Origin of the sequence: Diaphorobacter sp. HDW4B (assembly GCF_011305535.1) — a bacterium.
Taxonomy (GTDB): Bacteria; Pseudomonadota; Gammaproteobacteria; order Burkholderiales; family Burkholderiaceae_C; genus Diaphorobacter_A.
This window is the reverse complement of record NZ_CP049905.1, coordinates 4,463,022-4,481,813: the sequence shown is the minus strand read 5'-3', so window position 1 is coordinate 4,481,813 and position 18,792 is coordinate 4,463,022. Positions and strand designations below refer to the sequence as shown.

The following is an 18,792-nucleotide window of genomic DNA, read 5'->3' as shown; positions in this document are numbered from 1 at the left end:
CTCACTCCTGTTTATTGGGAAACTGCACCAGTATGATGCTAAATCAAACTGTCAAACCGCTGTCCTCGACATCAGGGATAACACGGATACACAGGCCGTCAAGCCACGTTTCCAAGCTGCTAAGGTGCCGTCCATGCAATTGCTATTGGTAGAAGACGACGCCACGATGCGCACCACGCTGCAGCGCTCGCTGGCAAGGCGCGGGTTTCAGGTCACCGCGCTCGGCGATGGTGCGTCCGCGCTCGCCGAAATGATCGCCAGACCGCACGATGCGGTGATTCTCGACCTCACCCTGCCCGGCCTCGATGGTCTTCAAGTGCTGCAGCAGGCCCGTTCGCGCGGCCTGCGCACGCCCGTGCTGGTGCTCACCGCACGCGGCACCGTGGGCGACCGCGTGCGCGGTCTCAACGCCGGTGCCGACGACTACCTGCCCAAGCCCTTCGACCTCGACGAACTTGAAGCCCGCCTGCGCGCCCTCGTGCGCCGCGCCGCCGACCAGCAGGAAGGCCAGCCCACAGCCCCTTCACAGATCACGCTGGGCGCACTGCGTTACGACAAGGACAGCGGCATCTTCTATCTCAAGGGCGAGCCCATGGAAGTGACGCCGCGCGAGCAGGCCCTGCTGCGCGCGCTGCTGCCGCATCCCGGTCGCGCGCTCAGCAAAGAGCGGCTCTACGAAGCCGTGTTCCCCGGTCAACCCGATGTGCAATACGAAGCCATCGAAGTCGTGGTCTACCGCCTGCGCAAGAAGCTCGCCGACACCGGCGTGTCGCTCATGACGCTGCGCGGGCTGGGTTATCTGCTCAAGGTCGATCAGTGAAACTGCGGCGCAGGGCCAAGACCGCGTGGCGCTCCTGGTCGCTCAGACGCCAGTTGCTGGTCGGCATTCTGGTGCCGACGCTGCTGGTGATCTGCTTCAACACCTGGAGCCTGCACGGCAAAGCGCTGGTGGCACTCAACACGGCCTATGACCGCACGCTGCTCGCCTCCGCCAAAAGCATCAGCGAAGAATTGGACGTGACCGGCTACGACGAACTGGCCGAGCTGCGAGCCACCGTGCCCTACGCCGCCCAAGAGGCCTTCGAAACCGACAACCAGAGCCGTCTTTTCTACCGCATTTCCAATCTGCAGGGCGAGCTGATTTCAGGGTTTGCCGAACTGCCGGTGTGGCGCGGAACCATTCCCGCACGTCCGCCCTATGCAGCGCTGGTCGATTTCTACGACGACCAGTTCCGCGGCGCTCCCGTGCGCGTCGCCGTGCTGCTCCAGCCGGTCTCCAGCCCCGAAGGTCGCGGCATGGCCATCATCCAGGTCGCGGAAACACTGGAACTGCGCCAGGCCGCAGCGCTGCAGATTCTGTGGGACACGATTGCGCGTCAACTCATGCTCATCGCCATGATCGCGCTCATCGTCGTGCTCGTCGTGCAACGCGCCACGCGCCCGGTGCGCAAGCTCAGCCAGACGATTCAGGCACGCAACGAAGACGACCTCTCGCCCATCGACGGCGCATCGGCCCCGCGCGAGCTGCAACCGCTGATCGACGCCACCAACGACGTGATGCAGCGCCTGTCGCATCTGCTCGAACACCAGCAGCGCTTTGTGCGCGACGCCTCGCACCAGTTGCGCACACCGCTCGCCGTGCTCAAGACGCAGGTGCAATCGGCCCTGCGCGACGACCTGCCGCACCGGCAGGCGCTCGAAGAAATCGGCGGCACCGTCGAACGTGCGACGCAGCTCGCCAACCAGATGCTGGCGCTCGCCAAGGTCGAACAACTGCGCCAGCAAAGCCAGCCCACCGAAGTGCGCTGGGACGAAGTGCTGCGCGACGTGGCGCTCGACATCTCGCCGCTCATCGCGCAAAACGACCTCGACTTCGGCATCCAGACCGACAGCGCGCCCGTGCTCGCCCACGAATGGATGCTGCGCGAACTCTGCCGCAACCTGCTGCACAACGCCATCCGCCACACACCCGAGCACGGCGCACTCAACGTCACGCTGCAGATTGAGGACTACGACGCCGTGCTCACCATCGCAGACACCGGCCCCGGCATCGACGACGAACTCGCCACCCGACTGTTCCAGCCGTTCTCCGCAGGCGACGTGCGCGCCGGATCGGGCCTGGGCCTCGCCATCTGCCAGCAGATCGTGCAGGCACTGGGCGGAAGCATCGCGCTGCGCAATCGACTCGGCAATGACAAGAATGTGGTGGGCTTGGATGCACTGGTGATCTTGCCGCTGTTCGCCCCCTGACCTCCTCCACGCGGCTTTTGATGCCCTTGTTTTGCGATCCGGTGCACAATCAGATACACATCTCGACTGCGTTCCGCCATCCTGACGGTTTCCAGCGGGGGGATCGTCGAAAAATGCCAACAATCCATACTAAAAATCGCGTACTGGTGACGGGAGGGGCTGGTTTTCTGGGCTCTCACCTGTGCGCACGCCTGCTGCAGGACGGCCATGAAGTCATCTGTCTGGACAACTTCTACAGCAGTTCCAGAAACAATGTGCTCGCGCTGCTGCAGCACCCGAACTTTGAACTGATCGAGCAGGACGTCACCAGTCCCCTCACCATGAAGGTCGATGAGATCTACAACCTCGCCTGCCCCGCGTCACCCATTCATTACCAGCGCGACCCGGTCCAGACCGTCAAGACCAATGTGCTCGGCGCGTTGAACGTGCTGGACCTCGCCAGACGCCACAACGCCAAAGTCCTGCAGGCATCGACCAGCGAGGTCTATGGGGACCCTGCGATGCACCCGCAACCCGAGAGCTACAACGGCAACGTCAGCCCCATCGGCGTGCGCTCCTGCTACGACGAAGGCAAGCGCTGTGCGGAAACGCTGTTCTTTGATCACCACCGCCAATATGGCGTGAAGATCAAGGTCGCGCGCATCTTCAACACCTACGGCCCCCACATGCATCCCGATGATGGTCGTGTGGTGAGCAATTTCTTCATGCAGGCGCTGGCGGGGCACGACATCACTCTGTATGGCGACGGCCAGCAAACACGCAGTTTCTGCTATGTCTCCGATCTGATCGAAGGACTGGTGCGACTCATGGACAGTCCCCTCTGGATCACCGGTCCTGTAAATCTGGGCAACCCCGAAGAGCTGCGCATCCGCGAACTCGCCAACGACATACTGGCACGCACACAAAGCGATTCCCGGCTGATTTTCGAGCCACTGCCGCAGGACGATCCGAAGCAACGCAGACCCGACATCACGCTCGCCAAGCGACTGCTCCAATGGGAACCGCGCGTGTCCCTGCACGATGGTCTTGAGCAGACCCACCGCTACTTCGCTGGTCTCACGCAAGATGCTTGAACACCGCCACCGCGTCGTCATCGTCACACCGGTCTACGACGACGCACCGGCCTGCGCCATCCTGCTGCAGCAGCTTGGCAAGGTATTTGGCGACTCGCTTCTGGTGGTGGCGGTGGATGACGGATCACCCAAGGTGCCGATGCGGTTGGCCGATATTCCCGAAGGTGCGCCGGACACCTGCATCCTCAGCCTGCGCCGCAACGTCGGACACCAGCAGGCCATCGCCACGGGGCTGCATTTCATCGCCCCTCAACTGCAAGCGCATCAACGGCTGATCATCATGGACTCCGATGGCGAAGACTCGCCCGAGGCATGCCAGGCACTGTTGGCCCACCTGGACTCACAGAACGAAGCCGTCATCGCAGTGGCTAAACGTGCCAAGCGTTCCGAGTCTCTGAAATTTCGCACATTCTATGTGGCCTACAAACTGCTGTTCCGAATGGCCACGGGCCGCGCCATCAACTTTGGAAACTTCATGGCGATGACACCCCGCGCCGCGCAAAAACTGGCGAGCATGCCGGAGCTTTCGACCCATGTCGCTGCTGCCGCATTGGCGTCGCAACAGCCCCTCACCCGTTTGCCCGTGGATCGCAGCAGGCGTTATCACGGCCAATCGAAGATGAACTTCTCCCGCCTCGTTCAGCACGGGCTGAAGGCCATCATGGTGTTCTCTGAGGATGCCGTGGCGCGATCCAGATTTGCCTTGCTGTGCAGTGCCACCATTTCGGCGCTTCTGCTCTGCGTCATGCATCTCCTTGCAATGACTTCATCAGAGAGCCTGCGCGTCATTGCCGGTCTGGCGATCTGCGCTACCGCGCTTGCAGGCATTTCAATGGCACTGACCATGCTGCTCCAACGCCATCGCGCCAGTCGTCCAGTCGCTGCGCCGGCCACTTCTGTCGACAACACACAAGCCATTCTGCACCGCCCTTAGGCCATGAAAAAGTTTGCTCTTTCTGTCGCGGCGCTCTTGGCATATGTGGTGCTGGCAATCCTCAGCTACTACCTCTACATCCATCTTCTGCGGGTGAATGTGGTCTTCTATTCGGCCATTGCAGCGGCCCTGCTGGCACTGGTGCCATACGCGCTGGTGCTGTGCACTTCACCCTTTCGTGGGTTGGCCCCTTTCGAGAAGCTGCAGAACATCGCCATCGCCGCATTGACGGGCTACGCCCTGGCCATCAGCGTTCCGACGGTCATTGATCGCTCGCTCTCGTTCTACCTGATCGAGAAGCTGCAGCAGCGCGGAGGTGGCATACAGCTCTCCAAAATCGATCAGGTGTTCAAGGACGAATACGTGCGCGAGCACCGTTTGATGGACATCCGCCTGACGGAGCAAGTGGCGTCGGGCACCATCGTCATCCGGCCCGATGGATGCATACGCCTCACCCAGCGCGGAGAATTTCTCGCGTCATCGAGCCGATTTTTCCGACGCCATTTTCTGCCGAAAGAACGGCTCATCAACGGCAACTACTCCGACGCCCTCGTGGACCCGTTCGCGCACTCGGCACCGGCGCCAGACTACCTGTGCCGCTGAACGGCATCCATGAGAAGCAGCACCCATCCCACACCTTGGCACAGCACTGCGCCAGTTGCACTCGGACTTCTGTGGATCGCCATTGCGGCGCATGCGGCGGTCAACGGCCTTGCGCCTCAAGCGCTGAACGCCGACGTCATCCTCAATTCGGTGATGTCACTGCAGAACGTCACCCTGTTCTATTGGGGGCAAAGTCGGCTGCTCAATGCGGTTGCGCTGCTTGCCTCGTTCATCCGTGACCCGGCGCTGAATCTGTATTTCATCCTCTACCTGAATTCGGTTTTCTTTCTGCTTTTGCTGTGGATGCTTGCGCACTTCTCCTGCATGCTGGCAACGCCACGTTCACGGCATCGCGCATGGATCACGACCGCATGCTTTGTCACGCTCACATCGCTGATCCTGCTTGCCTTTCATGCATTCGCGCTTTTTGACCTGATCATCGGACACCCCGAATACACGCTGTCGCTGCTGCTTCAAGGCTGCGCAGTGATGCTGCTCTGGCAAAGAACGAGCAAGCATTCCCGGCAGACTTCCCTTGCTCGCAGTCTTCTTGCCGTTGCCCTTGTATTTCTCAGTGTGGGAATCAACCCGGCCACCCTGTTCACCGCAGCGCTCTGTGTCGTGATCATGTTGCTGCGTCTTCGCGCCATCCGCATCAGTGGCTGGATATTGGGCAGTTCCACAGTCGTCGCTTTTGTGTTCTGGTACTTCGTCGCGCGCATGTACGGTGGAGGTGACTACTACGCAGTGCATCCCCAACAACTCTTCACAGGCCTGCGCCATGTGCTGCTCAATCTGACCGGCGCAATGCAGTCGCCGTGGACCGGCATGGGCATCGGGGTCTGGTTGGCATGCAGCATGGTCATGGGCTTTGGCTCGTTGATCGCCCGCCGTTCAAAGCCCGCAAGGCCAACGATTTCTCCGTCGGCAAACGCTTCCCACAATGCTTTGGTCATTGTGGTGCTGCTTGTCTTTGCAGTCACCTGGATACTATTCTTCTCGGCGCACACCTGGGTTGAACGCAATGCTTACCACTGGCGCTATTTCACCTTTGCCCTATTCGCAATGACTGCGGTGATCGCCATTCAACTGAGTTACTTCATGGCTCACGTCGGAAGCGCCGCGAGCGTCGGCATCGCCATCGCTTTTGGCATCGCGGCCATTGGCACGCTGCACCGGCCATTCACGCCAATCCAAAGCTACGAGATCTACAAGAAAACCGACCAGATCGCGCCGCAGTCGCAGACTTTCTACAGTGGCGACTACTGGACCGTCTGGCCCGTCGTGCACAGAGACATGATGCGCGGCGCACCTGCGTTCGGCCTCACCTACCGCGGCATCGGCAATGCGGAAAGCGCGCGCGCATTCATTCAAAAGAATTTCGATGCCACCGATACCGTGATCGTGCAATGCGTCGCCGCCAGCAACTCAGAGTGCGACGCAGAGATTCAAAAAATCCTCGCCGCCCCGACGCGCTGGTGCGTCCAACAGATCGACCGTTCCGAGTGCGCATTGAAAGCCGATCCATCCGACAGACGATGACTGCACGTTGCGGCACAATTCACACGATGAACCAACCCCTCGAATCGATGCGCCTGGACAAATGGCTCTGGTGCGCCCGCTTCTACAAGACCCGCAGCATCGCCGTCGAAGAAATCGGCAAGGGCCGCGTCACCGTCAACAACCAGAACGCCAAGGCCGCACGCGAGCTGCGGGTGGGTGACACTGTGACGCTGCGTCAGGGCGTGGTCGAGCGCATCGTGCTCGTGCAGGCGCTCAGCAACATGCGCGGCCCCGCGCCTGTCGCGCAGCAGCTCTACACCGAAACCGAAGCCAGCCAGAAAGCCCGTGCCGAAGCCGCCGAAAAGCGCCGCCTGGCTCCCGAGCCCTCAGACACGCTCACCGAAGGCCGCCCCACCAAGCGCGACCGACGCGAGATCGACAAGGCGCGCAGCACGGGCTGGGGTGACCGCTGGAGTGCGTCGCTGGACGAGTAGTCTGCCGCAGCCCCCCATTCGATGCGCGGTCGAATCATTCCGGCAGCGGGATTGATGAAGCCCGCAGTCTCAGCAATTCAGAAACTCAGGGATTCAGTAATACAGCGATCTGGCCCAGCGTGCGGTGTGGCGAATCAGTTGCCGTTGGACCAGCCAGATGCCTATGTACGCCCAGGTCTCGAACACCTCTTCCGCCACGATCAGCGCCGACACATCCAACATCGGCACATGCAGCTTGCCATGTCCTTCGGAAACGGCCGACAGGATCATGCAGGCCGCAATCAACGCCATCGTGCCCCAAGGCCAGACGTGGTCGCGCAGCAGTCGCAACAGGAATCGGCTGAACGCATGGCTCCTCCACATCGCAATCAACCCGACCAGCAGCAGCCCCGCGCAAACCCAGGGCACCGCCGGGCGATACCACAGCACGCGCGAGCTGATGACGGGGCCGTGATCGTTGAATCCCAAGGGGGGCAGAAATGCGGCACCCCATGCCAGTTCGCGGCCCGCGAGGATCAGCCAGATCAGAGCAGCCGCCCACCATGCCGCTCGGGTCGCGGCGTCCGATTGCTTGAACGCGGCCCAGATGGCGGTCACGCAACCCGACATCAGGATAACGACCTGAAAGTTTTCCAGCACCCCGTTCTCCCAGCCCCAGCTCTGTGGCAAGACAGTGGCCAGCGGAAGCGCTGTCAGAAGTCCCAGCAGCAAGATCCCGTTCGAGAATGACGAACCGGTCCGGGCGTTGCGACCGGAGGTCGAGACTCCATTGAGGGAATCGTGTTTTTTGGCAGAAAAGGCGATGGGCACGGGAAGGGTCGAATGAACGCGCGAAAACTCACTATTGGAGATTTTCCCTCATAGTGGCACTTCGCGCTGACGGAATGCCCGACTGCGCCCCTACTCCTATTCGGTGAATGCAGTTTGACAACTGCGTGCAAGTCATCGTTTTTGTTCGGCTGAATGTGCAATCACCTGCAACCAACCTGCCCAAAACACGCACACGGATCAATCGGCCGACAATAGCCCACCCACTTACAAACTCAATCCACCCACAAGAAGGTACTCACGCCGTGCTGTTCATCATCCTCAAACTGATCCACCTGATCTCCATCGTCATCTGGGTCGGGGGCATGTTCTTCGCCCATTTCTTTCTGCGCCCCGCCCTGCAGGAGCTGGAGGCACCCGTGCGCGTCAAGCTGATGCGCGATGTGCTCGGCAGGTTTTTCTCGGTGGTGCTGATCCTCGTGCTGCTGGTCCTGCTCTCGGGCATCGGGCTGATCGGCGCGGTGCATGGCATGGCCGCCAAGGCGGGCGCGCAGTTCACTATGCCGCTGTCGTGGATCGTGATGAGCGTGCTGGGCCTGATCATGATGGCCGTGTTCGGTCACATCCGCTTCGCGCTCTACAAGCGCCTGAACAATGCCGTCGAGGCCAATGACTGGGCTGCCGGTGGCGCGGCGCTGGGCAGCATCCGCAAGTGGGTGGCCTTCAATCTGGCGCTGGGTCTGGTGATCATCGCCGCCATGCGTTTTCCGCTCGGCTGATTCTTGCTTCCCACAGCGGCCGGGCCAGCGCGCAGCCCGGTCGCCACTCGCAGGGGCACTCTCCAGCCCCTCGCCTGCGCTCTCGGCTGAACGTCTTCCAGCCTGCTCTGTCTCTCCCAAAAACCCTCATCGCGTCAGTGTCGGGCAGCCGAAAAAGCTCCGTGCAATAATTCGATCCGAAATATTTGATATGACAACTATTGCACAGACAAGCTCATCATGCCCAGTGACAGCCCGGTAGTTTCCGTCGTGGTTCCCGACGACGAGCGAACCTATTTCTACAAGCCCCACGAATACACACCCACCGAAAGCGCCGGGTTTCTGATGCGGCGGGTGCTCAGCTCCATCCTCCAGCAGGCGGATGCGCAGCTCGAAGTGCACGGGCTGACCTATGTGCAATGGTTGCCGCTGTACAAACTGATGCTGTGCGCCGAAACCACCAATGCGCAATTGGCCAAGGATCTGGGCATGGACCCGGCTTCCGTGACCCGCGCGCTTGACCGCATCGAAGCCAAGGGCCTGCTGCGCCGCGAGCGCTCCACCTCGGACCGCCGCGTGGTGCATCTGGTGCTGACCGACGAAGGCCGCCGCATTGCCGCCGACGTGCCGCGCGTGCTCTCGCGCGTGCTCAACTGCCATCTGGCCGGGTTCAGCCATGAGGAATGCCAGATGCTGGTCACCATGCTGCAACGCATGATCGTCAATGGCGACGCCATGCGCACACGACCGCTCACCGACGAGGGCATGAAGCCCGCACCCGACTGCCTCATCCATCCGGCAACCCATCGCGTGGCGCCACGCTGAGATTCCCGTTTCGACAGACATACCAACGCACAACAAGATCATGTCACTCCCTCGTTTCAATCCCATGAGCGCGATGGGCGCGCTTCGTTTTCCGGCCGCCACCACGGTCCTGTTCGCCGCACTCGCGTTGGCGGGTTGCGCCTCGCAGGGGCCCGAGCATCCAGCCTTCCCGCAGATCGATCCACAGAACGTGGGCCTGAGCGCGCAGGCAGAAACCGTGGTCGCGCAGCAATGGTGGAAGCAATTGGCCGACCCGCAACTCGACGCGCTGATCAACACTGCGCTTGAAGGCAGCCCCAGCGTGGCTGCCAGCCACGCGCGCTTCGACAAGGCCGCCGCACTCGCGCAGGCCAGCAGCACGGCCACTGACATTCATGGCACCGTCTCGGCCAGCGGCTCGCGCCAGCACTACACCGAGAACGGCATGATCCCCGCGCCAATCGCGGGCCACACTTACAACACCGGCGACATTCAGGCCGGTCTATCTTGGAAGCCCGATTTCTTTGGCCGCTACGCCGCCGAGCTCGAAGCCGCTCTCGGCCAGGCCCGCGCAGCCAAGGCGGACAGCGCCGCTGCCGCCAACCAGATCGCAGAGAAGGTCGCGCGCAGCTATGTGACGCTCGCGCGCTTGCTGGCCCAACGCGAAGTGGCCAAGCGCACACTCGCGCAACGCCAATCGCTGCTCGACCTGAGCCAGCAACGCACGCGTCAGGGCCTCGACAGCCAGGTCGAACTCACGCAGGCCGAAGCCGCTCTGCCCGATGCCGGTACACAGATCGAAATGCTCAGCGAGCAGATCACCCTCTCCCGCCGCACGATTGCCGTGCTGTGCGCGCAAGCGCCCGAGGCGCAGAACGGTCTCACGCCCAAGCTCGATGCATTGAAGGTTGAGCAAGTGCCCACAGTGCTCGGCACCGATCTGCTGGGTCGTCGTCCCGATGTGGTCGCCGCGCGCTGGCGCGTGGAAGCCGCAACCCAAGGCATCGCCAGTGCGCGTGCGGACTTCTATCCCGACATCAACATCACCGCCTTCATCGGTCTGAACGCCATCGGTTTCGACAAGCTGTTTCAAGGCAGCTCGCGCCAGATGGGCGTGACGCCCGCGTTGCGTCTGCCGATCTTTGACGGCGAACGACTGCGCGCACAACTGCGCGGCAAGCAAGCCGATCTGGACACCGCCATCGCGCAATACAACGGCACGGTGCTCGACGCGGTCAAGTCGGCGGGCGATGCAATTGCTTCGGTGCAGTCGCTTGAACGGCAGCAGAAGCTGCAAAGCGAATCGCTCATCAAGGCCGAGCGTGCCTATGAATTTGCGGTGCAGCGATACAAGGCAGGTCTCGCCAGCCAGATCGTGGTGCTGAACACCGAAGGTCAGGTGATCAACCAGCGCCGCTTGGCCGTCGATCTGCGTGCACGCGAACTCGACACCCGCGTCGCGCTGATGGCCGCCCTTGGCGGCGGCTGGCAGTACGACACCGCCAGCGTGCAAGTCAGCAAGCAGCCATAAGCCATCCAGATCCATCCTCCGGCTGAAGAACGACACAGCCCCAGGCAGCAAAACCAATTTCAACGAATAACAGAGCGCCGAACACCATGACCGACAACACCAAGCCAGCCAACGCCTCTACCCCTGCGGCAGCTCCAGCCGCCAATCCACAAGGCCGCAAGAAGGGCCTGACCGCCGTGGCAGCAGCCGTCGTCGTGGCCGCCATCGCCTGGGGTGGTTACCACTGGATGGTCTCCAGCAACTACCAGACCACGGACAACGCCTACGTTGGCGGCAACGTGGTGCAGATCACTCCACAGGTCGGCGGCACCGTGACCAGCATCGGCGCGGACGACACCGATTTTGTGAAGCCTGGCCTGCTGCTCGTGCAGCTCGACACCGCCGATGCGCTGGTCGCCCTGTCGCAGGCCGAATCGCAACTCGCGCAGATCGTGCGCCAGACCCGCACGCTGTATGCCAACAACGCGCCGCTGATGGCGCAGGTCGCCGCCAAGGAAGCCGATCTCTCGCGCCTCAAGGCCGAGGCTTCGCGCACGGCGGACGACGTGGCACGCCGCCGTCCGCTCACGCTGACAGGCGCGGTCGGTCAGGAAGAATTCCATCACGCGCAAACGCAAGCCAAGTCGGCGCAGGACGCCGTGGTCGCAGCGCAAGCCGCTGTGAACGCCGCGCGCGCGCAGCTCGACGCCGCCGAGGCCACCACCAAGGGCAGCAATTCGAGCGACTACCCCGCTGTGCTGGCCGCCTCCGCCAAGGTGCGCGAGGCCTATCTGGCGCTGGAGCGCACGCGCCTGATCTCGCCCGTGCAAGGCTTTGTCGCCAAGCGCGGCGTGCAGCTCGGCCAGCGCGTGGCTGCGGGTGCGCCGCTGATGACCGTGGTCGATCTGAACAATCTCTGGGTCGATGCCAACTTCAAGGAAAGCCAACTCGCCGATCTGCGCATCGGCCAGAAGACCGAACTCGTCGCCGACGTGTATGGCGACAAGGTGACCTACCACGGCACCATTGTCGGCCTCGGCGCTGGCACGGGCGCTGCGTTCTCGCTGCTGCCCGCGCAGAACGCCACCGGCAACTGGATCAAGGTCGTGCAGCGCGTGCCCGTGCGCATCAGCCTTGCACCTGAAGACCTCAAGGACCATCCGCTGCGCGTCGGTCTGTCGATGCTGGTGAAGGTCGATGTGCGCGACAAGAACGGCGCGTCGCTTGCGGCCGATCCACGCAAGACGCCGGTGGCGCAGACCTCCCTGTACGGCAACGCCATGCCGGAAGCCGAAGCGCGCATCGCGCAGATCATTGCAGGCAAGAGTCTGGCACCGCTCAGCAACCTGCCTGCGCTGACGCCCACCAGCGACGCCGCGCCCGTTGCCAGCGAGAAGCTCGCGCAAGCCAGCGCGGTGGCAAATACTGTCGTCAGCAACACAGTCTCCAAGTAATCCCACAGTCATCGCACCTCATCCATGACTGCCTCCACCACCTCCGGCGCAATGCCAGACGACAGCGACAAAAGCGCCGTCGCGGCCTCGCTGCCACCCCCAACGGCCATGCCTGCGCCACCCAAACCGCTGAGCGGCGCAACGCTGGCGATGGGCACACTCGCCCTGTCGCTTGCCACGTTCATGAACGTGCTCGACTCTTCGATCGCCAACGTCGCCATTCCCGCCATCTCGGGCGATGTGGGCGTGAGCCCGAGCCAGGGCACCTGGGTGATCACCAGCTTCGGCGTGGCCAACGCCATCTCCGTGCCGCTCACCGGCTGGCTCACGCGGCGCTTCGGTGCCGTGCGCCTGTTCACCATGAGCGTGCTGCTGTTCGTGCTCACCTCGTGGCTGTGCGGCTTTGCTTCGTCGCTGGAAATGCTCGTCGTCTTCCGCGTGCTGCAAGGCCTGGTCGCTGGGCCGATGATCCCGCTGTCGCAGACGCTGCTGCTGTCGAGCTACCCGGCATCGAAGGCCGGTGTCGCGCTCTCGCTCTGGGGCATGACCACGCTGGTCGCGCCCGTGGTCGGCCCGCTGCTGGGCGGCTGGATCACCGACAACATCTCCTGGCCGTGGATCTTCTACATCAACGTGCCCGTGGGCCTGCTGTCGGCCTTCCTCACCTGGAACATCTACCGCTCGCGCGAAACGCCCACGCAGAAGCTGCCCATCGATTCCGTCGGGCTGGCGCTTCTCGTGCTTTGGGTCGGTGCGCTGCAACTCATGCTCGACAAGGGCAAGGAACTCGACTGGTTCGCCTCCACCGAGATCATCGCCATGGCCGTCGTCGCCGTGATCAGCTTTGTGGTGTTCGTCATCTGGGATCTGACCGACGCACACCCGGTGGTCGATCTGCGCCTGTTCAAACGCCGCAACTTCGCAGCCGGATCCATCGCGCTGTCGATTGCCTATGGCGTGTTCTTCGGCAACGTCGTGCTGCTGCCGCTGTGGCTGCAGCAATGGATGGGCTACACCTCCACCACGGCCGGCATGGCGCTCGCGCCAGTGGGCATCTTCGCGATCATCCTCACCCCGCTCGTGGGCCGCAAGGTCACCGTGTGGGACCCGCGCAAGATGGCGACGCTCGCGTTCATGGTGTTCGCACTGGTGCTGTGGATGCGCTCGCATTTCAACACCGACACCGACTTCAACCACATCCTGATCCCGACGCTGATCCAGGGCGGAGCGATGGCGTTCTTCTTCATCCCGCTGACCACCATCACGCTGGCTGGACTCACGCCCGACCGCATCCCCGCAGCCGCTGGTTTGAGCAACTTCGTGCGGATCACCGCAGGCGCCATGGGCACGTCGATCGCCACCACCCTGTGGGACAACCGCGCCGCCATGCACCACGCGCATTTGACCGAAGGGCTGATTCAAGGCCAGGGGGTTTTCGGCGTCACGCTGCAAGGCTTGAAGGCCGCAGGTCTGTCCCAGGAACAGGCGCTCGCGCAGATCAACCGACTGATCGACCAACAGGCCTACACACGCGCAGCCGATGACATCTTCCTCGCATCATCGTTCCTGTTCCTGTCGCTGATCGTGCTGATCTGGCTGACCAAGCGACCCGCACCACATGGCGGCGGTGGAGCGGAGGCGGCCGGAGCGCACTGAGCGAGCCCACGCAAAACAAACGGGAAGCCAAGCAAACGGCCAGTGCAAATCGCGGCACTGCTCACCTGCGGCGGGGTTCAGCTTCGTGCTGCTCCACTGGCATGCAGGCAGATCGCCGCTGCAGCCGCCACGTTCAGCGACTCCTCGCCGCCCGGCTGGGCAATGCGAATGTGTGCTGTAGCGCGCTCTTCCAGTGCGGGTGAGACGCCCTGTCCTTCATGCCCCATGACCCAGGCGCAGGGCCATGGAAGTTGGGCCTGGTGGAGAAAGTCACCGCGATGCGAGCTGGTGACCAGAAGCGGAACCTGGAGCGTGGAGATGTCTTCTTCGCTCAGGCCTTCGACCAACCGAAGCGCAAAGTGCGCACCCATGCCGGCGCGCAGGACCTTGGCGCTCCACAGCGCTGCCGTGCCCTTGATGGCTGCGATCTGCACGAAACCGAAGGCCGATGCGCTGCGCAGCACGGAGCCGACATTGCCAGCATCCTGCAGGCGATCGAGCACCACGGTGGGGGCGTTGACATCCAGCGCATTGGCGTCGGGCAGCGCCATCACAAAGCCCATTTGTGCGGGCGACTCCAAGCCGCTGATGTCGCGCCAGAGTGCATCGGCGATCAGCACGTTTTTCTCGGCAGCCTGCTTGAGTTCAGTAGGCGCAAAAGGCCAGAACGATTCGGCAAACACCGCAATCTGCGGCTGCATGCCGCGCACCAACGCGGCGCTGCAAAGATGATCGCCCTCCAGCCAGACGCGGCCCTGCTTGCGGTAGGCGGTGCTGTCCTGCGACAGGCGGCGCAGGTCCTTGAGCAGCGCGTTGTCGCGCGATTGGATCACCAAGGGGGTTGCTGCTGCCATGTCACTTCAATCCAAAAAAACGGGTGCAGCGCTCAGCTTACACCGGGTGGGGAAACGAGTCCCGCGCGCTCATTGATCACACGTCGCGCGGCGTGCAGGCCTGCGCCACGGGCGCAAAACTGCGGCGATGCTCGGGGCATGCACCAAATTCCTGCAGCGCCGCCAGATGCACTGCCGTGCCGTAACCCTTGTGCGCGTCGAAACCGTATTGCGGATACTGCTGGTGCAGTTGCTCGCACCAACGATCACGTGTGACCTTGGCGAGAATCGACGCTGCGGAGATCGCCTGCACCAGCGCATCGCCCTTGACGATGGCCTCGGCCGGAACGTCGAGTTGCGGCAAGCGATTGCCGTCGACCAGTACACGCACGGGCTTGAGGCGCAGGCCCATCACCGCGCGGCGCATGGCCAGCATCGTGGCTTGCAGGATATTGATTTCGTCGATCTCCTGCACGGACGCTTCGGCGATGCAAAAGCACAGCGCCTTGGCGCGGATTTCGTCGAAGAGCTTTTCGCGTTTGGCGGCGGTGAGCACCTTGGAGTCGGCAAGGCCTGCAATCGGGTGCATGTCGTCCAGGATGACGGCAGCGGTCACCACAGGGCCGGCCAATGGACCGCGCCCCGCTTCGTCGACGCCTGCAATCAGACCCGGTGGATGCCAGTCAAAGCTGGCCTGTTCAGCCCTTGGCAACAAGGATTTTTTCGATCGCATCAGCGGCCAGTTTCGGTGTATCGCGCAGCAAGCTCTCGTGAAGCTCGGTGAAGCGCTTTTCAAGCGTGAGAATGTTTTGGGGTTGCTGCGAATACGCGTCCAGCCACTGAGCAACGGCAGCCGCCAGCGCCTCGGGCGTGGCCGCATCCTGCAGCAGTTCGGGCACGACGAATTCGCCGCACAGAATATTGGGCAAACCGACCCAGGGCTGCAGTTGCTTGCGCTTCATGAGCCGCCAGCTGATCGGATGCATGTGATACGAGATCACCATTGGTCGCTTGTACAGCGCCGCTTCGAGCGTGGCCGTACCGCTGGCAATCAACGTGCAGTCGCAGGCGGCCAGCACCGCGTGCGATTGGCCGGTGACGATCTGCAGACGATCTGCCACGCCGCATTCGCGCGCCATGGCTTCGATTTTTTCTCGTTGCTTGGGCACGGCGGGCACGACGGCCTTGAGCCTTGGGCGCTGCTTGAGCAGAATCGCAGCCGCCTGAAAGAACGGCTTGGCGATGAACTTGACCTCGGCCGAGCGGCTGCCCGGCAGGATGGCGAGCACTTCGTCATCAGCAGACAGACCCAGTTGCGCGCGCGCAGCCTGCTTGTCGGCCACCATCGGAATCACACGCGCGAGCGGATGACCCACGTAAGTGGCTGCGATGCCATGCTTGGCCAGCAGTTCGGGCTCGAACGGGAAGATGCACAGCACGTGATCGGCGCTCGCGCGGATCTTGTCGACGCGGTTCGCTCGCCAGGCCCAGATCGACGGGCAGACGAAATGCACGGTCTTGATGCCAGCCTCACGCAGCTTTTGCTCGAGGCCCAGATTGAAATCGGGTGCATCGACACCGATGAAGACGCTGGGAGGTTGGGCGATCAGCTTGTCGCGCAACTCCGCGCGCAGTCTGAAGAGGCCGAGAATTTTCTGCAGCAACTCGAGGCTGTAGCCATGCACCGCAAGGCGTTCGCTCTGCCACCACGCATCAAAGCCGCGCTCCTGCATCTGCGGGCCGCCGATGCCGAAGGATTGGACCTCGGGCCATTTGTCGCGCAGACCATCGAGCAGCAACCCAGCAAGCAAATCGCCGGAGGTTTCTCCGGCGACCATGGCTACTTGGGGACTGCTTTTGGCAGGCATGGGAGGCTTTGACGACACGGCTTTCCGTCAGCGTGCAATGCCGCGCTGCGAGGCGGCGACAAAGTCACGCAGCAACGCGATGTCGGCTGCGGCGCTGGGGTGCTCTTCGATCAGCGCACTCAGGGCGTTGATCGATGCTTCCAGCGTCAGGCCCTGGCGATACAGCACGCGGTAGGCCTGCTTGATCGCGGCGATGCGCTCGGCAGAGAAACCACGGCGGCGCAGGCCTTCGGCGTTGAGCCCGCGCACGGCCAGCGGATTGCCGTCCACCATCATGAACGGCGGCACGTCCTGCGAGATATGACTGGCGAAGCCGGCCATCGCATGCGCGCCGATGCGCGAGAACTGGTGCACGCCCGTCAATCCACCGACGATCACCCAGTCGCCCAGTTGCACATGGCCGGCGAGCGTCGCGTTGTTGGCGAGGATGGTCTGGTTGCCCACCACGCAGTCGTGCGCGATGTGGACATAGGCCATGATCCAGTTGTCGTCGCCGATGCTGGTGACGCCCCGATCCTGCACGGTTCCGAGATTGAAGGTGCAGAACTCGCGGACCGTGTTGCGATTGCCGATTTCAAGACGCGTGGGCTCGCCCGCGTATTTCTTGTCCTGCGGCACGCCGCCCAGCGATGCGAACTGGAAGATCCGGTTGTCTTCGCCGATGCTGGTGTGACCTTCGATCACGCAGTGCGGCCCGATGCTGGTGCGTGCGCCGATGCGCACATGCGCGCCGATGACCGCATACGGTCCCACCGTCACCGTGCTGTCGAGTTGCGCAGCAGGATCGACAATGGCAGTGGAATGAATATTGGACACGGGCCGACCTTCGAGAAAAAAGTCAGGCCACGGTACGCATGGTGCACATGATCTCGGCTTCGCAGGCGATGCTGTCGCCCACGCGCGCCACGCCCTTGAACTTGTAGATGCCGCCCTTGATGCGGTCGAGATCGATTTCGAGGATCAGCTGATCACCCGGCTCGACCGGACGCTTGAAGCGCGCGCCATCGATGCCGACGAAGTAGAACACCTTGTCGTCGCCGGGGGCTTCGCCCATCATGTCGAACGACAGCAGGCCAGCGGCTTGCGCCAGCGCTTCTAGCATCAGCACGCCAGGCATGACAGGGCGTGCCGGAAAGTGGCCAGTAAAGAAAGGCTCGTTGATGGTGACGTTCTTGATCGCCTGAATATGCTTGCCGCGCTCGAGCTCGACCACACGGTCTACCAACAGAAAGGGGTAGCGGTGTGGAAGCAGCTTGAGGATTTGGTGAATGTCCATCATGTTTTCAGCGGTCTAACCGTCGTTTTTGATTGTTTGTTCCAGAGCCTTGACCCGTTCGCGCAGCTTGTAGAGCTGGCGCAGCGTGGCCGCGTTCTTTTCCCAGTTCGCATTGTCGTCGAACGGGAAAACTCCCGTGTAGTGCCCAGCGCGCGGAATCGAGCGCATGACCACGGTGTTCGTGGAAATGTGCACATTGTCCGCTATCTGCAGGTGCCCGATGATCGAAGCCGCGCCCGCGATCATGCAATGGGCACCGATTTTCGTGCTTCCGGCCACCGCTGTGCACCCCGCCATGGCCGTGTGATGGCCGATGTGCACGTTGTGCGCGATCTGAATGAGGTTGTCGAGCTTGACGCTGTCCTCGATCACGGTGTCTTCGAGCGCACCACGGTCGATGCAGGTGTTGGCGCCGATTTCCACGTCGTTGCCGATGCGGACCGCGCCCAGTTGCTCGATCTTGACCCAGTCGCCGCGCTCGGGCGCAAAGCCAAAGCCGTCGGCACCGATCACGACACCCGGATGGAGAATGCAACGGTCCCCGATGACGCAACGCTCGCCCACATTCACGCGGGCCTTGAGCACGGTGTTCGCGCCGATGCGCGCACCCCGCTCCACCACGCAGAGCGGACCGATGAAGGCGGTGGGATCGACAAAGGCCTCGGGATCGACCACGGCGCTCGGGTGAATGCCGTGCTTGTCGCCGGTCGCATGCTCGCGCTTCCACAGTTGTGTGACGCGCGCGAAATAAACATACGGATCGGGCGTGACGATGCACGCGCCGCGCGCGAGCGCGGCATCGCGCATCGCAGGAGCCACAATGACGCAGGCCGCCCGTGAGGCGGCCAGTTGGCTCTGGTAGCGCGGGTTGTTCAGAAAGGCCAGTTCGCCGGGCCCGGCTGTCTCAAGGGGTGCGATGCGAGAGATTTCCACCTCTGCACTTGCTCCCTCAAGACTGCCTCCCAGTTCATTGATGATCTGTCCTAGACGCAAGCTCACGCAATACCT

General features: G+C 62.6%; 19 protein-coding genes. 12 read left to right on the top strand and 7 right to left on the bottom strand.

Annotation, left to right across the window (positions count from 1 at the left end):
• Positions 1–133: 133 nt before the first annotated feature.
• From G7048_RS20540 to G7048_RS20510, 7 genes are all read left to right on the top strand, one after another.
• Positions 134–820, top strand: coding sequence for a response regulator transcription factor (locus G7048_RS20540; RefSeq protein WP_166069921.1), 687 nt, complete (start codon positions 134–136; stop codon positions 818–820).
• A complete protein-coding gene (locus G7048_RS20535) occupies positions 817–2,250 on the top strand; it encodes a sensor histidine kinase (protein WP_240933047.1) in 1,434 nt (477 codons plus the stop codon). The genes G7048_RS20540 and G7048_RS20535 overlap by 4 nt, the downstream gene beginning before the upstream one ends.
• 113 nt (positions 2,251–2,363) lie before the next feature.
• The gene (locus tag G7048_RS20530) at positions 2,364–3,323 is read left to right on the top strand and encodes a UDP-glucuronic acid decarboxylase family protein (protein WP_166069920.1); all 960 of its coding nucleotides are present in this window, start codon (positions 2,364–2,366) and stop codon (positions 3,321–3,323) included.
• On the top strand, positions 3,316–4,257 hold the full coding sequence (locus G7048_RS20525) for a glycosyltransferase (protein WP_166069919.1): 942 nt from the start codon (positions 3,316–3,318) through the stop codon (positions 4,255–4,257). Before G7048_RS20530 ends, G7048_RS20525 begins: the two co-directional genes overlap by 8 nt.
• Before the next feature lie 3 nt (positions 4,258–4,260).
• On the top strand, positions 4,261–4,860 hold the full coding sequence (locus G7048_RS20520; protein ID WP_166069918.1) for a hypothetical protein: 600 nt from the start codon (positions 4,261–4,263) through the stop codon (positions 4,858–4,860).
• Positions 4,861–4,869: 9 nt separating this feature from the next.
• On the top strand, positions 4,870–6,402 hold the full coding sequence (locus G7048_RS20515) for a hypothetical protein (protein ID WP_166069917.1): 1,533 nt from the start codon (positions 4,870–4,872) through the stop codon (positions 6,400–6,402).
• A gap of 26 nt (positions 6,403–6,428) precedes the next feature.
• Positions 6,429–6,857 carry an RNA-binding S4 domain-containing protein gene (locus G7048_RS20510; RefSeq protein ID WP_166069915.1) on the top strand — a complete coding sequence of 143 codons (429 nt, stop codon included), beginning with the start codon at positions 6,429–6,431 and terminating at the stop codon, positions 6,855–6,857.
• 93 nt (positions 6,858–6,950) lie between these two features.
• On the opposite strand, the gene G7048_RS20505 is transcribed toward G7048_RS20510, so the two are convergent.
• Positions 6,951–7,568, bottom strand: coding sequence for a hypothetical protein (locus G7048_RS20505; RefSeq protein ID WP_166069914.1), 618 nt, complete (start codon positions 7,566–7,568; stop codon positions 6,951–6,953).
• Positions 7,569–7,930: 362 nt separating this feature from the next.
• Between G7048_RS20505 and G7048_RS20500 the strand changes: the two genes are divergently transcribed.
• The 5 genes from G7048_RS20500 to G7048_RS20480 all read left to right on the top strand — a co-directional run bounded on the left by G7048_RS20500 (position 7,931) and on the right by G7048_RS20480 (position 13,807).
• The gene (locus G7048_RS20500; RefSeq protein WP_205750295.1) at positions 7,931–8,404 is read left to right on the top strand and encodes a CopD family protein; all 474 of its coding nucleotides are present in this window, start codon (positions 7,931–7,933) and stop codon (positions 8,402–8,404) included.
• A gap of 219 nt (positions 8,405–8,623) precedes the next feature.
• Complete coding sequence (locus G7048_RS20495) at positions 8,624–9,208, top strand: MarR family winged helix-turn-helix transcriptional regulator (protein WP_166069912.1); 585 nt, start codon at positions 8,624–8,626, stop codon at positions 9,206–9,208.
• Positions 9,209–9,248: 40 nt separating this feature from the next.
• Positions 9,249–10,718 carry an efflux transporter outer membrane subunit gene (locus tag G7048_RS20490; protein WP_371747576.1) on the top strand — a complete coding sequence of 490 codons (1,470 nt, stop codon included), beginning with the start codon at positions 9,249–9,251 and terminating at the stop codon, positions 10,716–10,718.
• An 86-nt stretch (positions 10,719–10,804) separates the two neighbouring features.
• Positions 10,805–12,151, top strand: a complete 1,347-nt coding sequence (locus G7048_RS20485; protein ID WP_166069911.1) for an efflux RND transporter periplasmic adaptor subunit — start codon at positions 10,805–10,807, stop codon at positions 12,149–12,151.
• 24 nt (positions 12,152–12,175) lie between these two features.
• Complete coding sequence (locus G7048_RS20480; RefSeq protein ID WP_166069910.1) at positions 12,176–13,807, top strand: DHA2 family efflux MFS transporter permease subunit; 1,632 nt, start codon at positions 12,176–12,178, stop codon at positions 13,805–13,807.
• 77 nt (positions 13,808–13,884) lie between these two features.
• Here the strand turns inward: G7048_RS20480 and G7048_RS20475 are convergent, their stop codons facing one another.
• The 6 genes from G7048_RS20475 to lpxD all read right to left on the bottom strand — a co-directional run bounded on the left by G7048_RS20475 (position 13,885) and on the right by lpxD (position 18,783).
• Positions 13,885–14,661: an RNA methyltransferase gene (locus G7048_RS20475; protein WP_166069909.1), complete on the bottom strand. Its 777-nt coding sequence runs from the start codon at positions 14,659–14,661 to the stop codon at positions 13,885–13,887.
• A gap of 76 nt (positions 14,662–14,737) precedes the next feature.
• Positions 14,738–15,373, bottom strand: a complete 636-nt coding sequence (gene rnhB / locus G7048_RS20470; RefSeq protein WP_166069908.1) for a ribonuclease HII — start codon at positions 15,371–15,373, stop codon at positions 14,738–14,740.
• Positions 15,339–16,508 (bottom strand): lipid-A-disaccharide synthase, encoded by a 1,170-nt coding sequence (gene lpxB / locus G7048_RS20465; RefSeq protein ID WP_240933046.1) that lies wholly within the window; start codon positions 16,506–16,508, stop codon positions 15,339–15,341. The genes rnhB and lpxB overlap by 35 nt, the downstream gene beginning before the upstream one ends.
• Before the next feature lie 27 nt (positions 16,509–16,535).
• Positions 16,536–17,324 carry an acyl-ACP--UDP-N-acetylglucosamine O-acyltransferase gene (lpxA, locus tag G7048_RS20460; RefSeq protein ID WP_166069907.1) on the bottom strand — a complete coding sequence of 263 codons (789 nt, stop codon included), beginning with the start codon at positions 17,322–17,324 and terminating at the stop codon, positions 16,536–16,538.
• A 22-nt stretch (positions 17,325–17,346) separates the two neighbouring features.
• On the bottom strand, positions 17,347–17,787 hold the full coding sequence (gene fabZ, locus G7048_RS20455; protein WP_166069906.1) for a 3-hydroxyacyl-ACP dehydratase FabZ: 441 nt from the start codon (positions 17,785–17,787) through the stop codon (positions 17,347–17,349).
• 12 nt (positions 17,788–17,799) lie between these two features.
• Positions 17,800–18,783, bottom strand: a complete 984-nt coding sequence (lpxD, locus tag G7048_RS20450; protein ID WP_166069905.1) for a UDP-3-O-(3-hydroxymyristoyl)glucosamine N-acyltransferase — start codon at positions 18,781–18,783, stop codon at positions 17,800–17,802.
• Between the last annotated feature and the right edge of the window lie 9 nt (positions 18,784–18,792).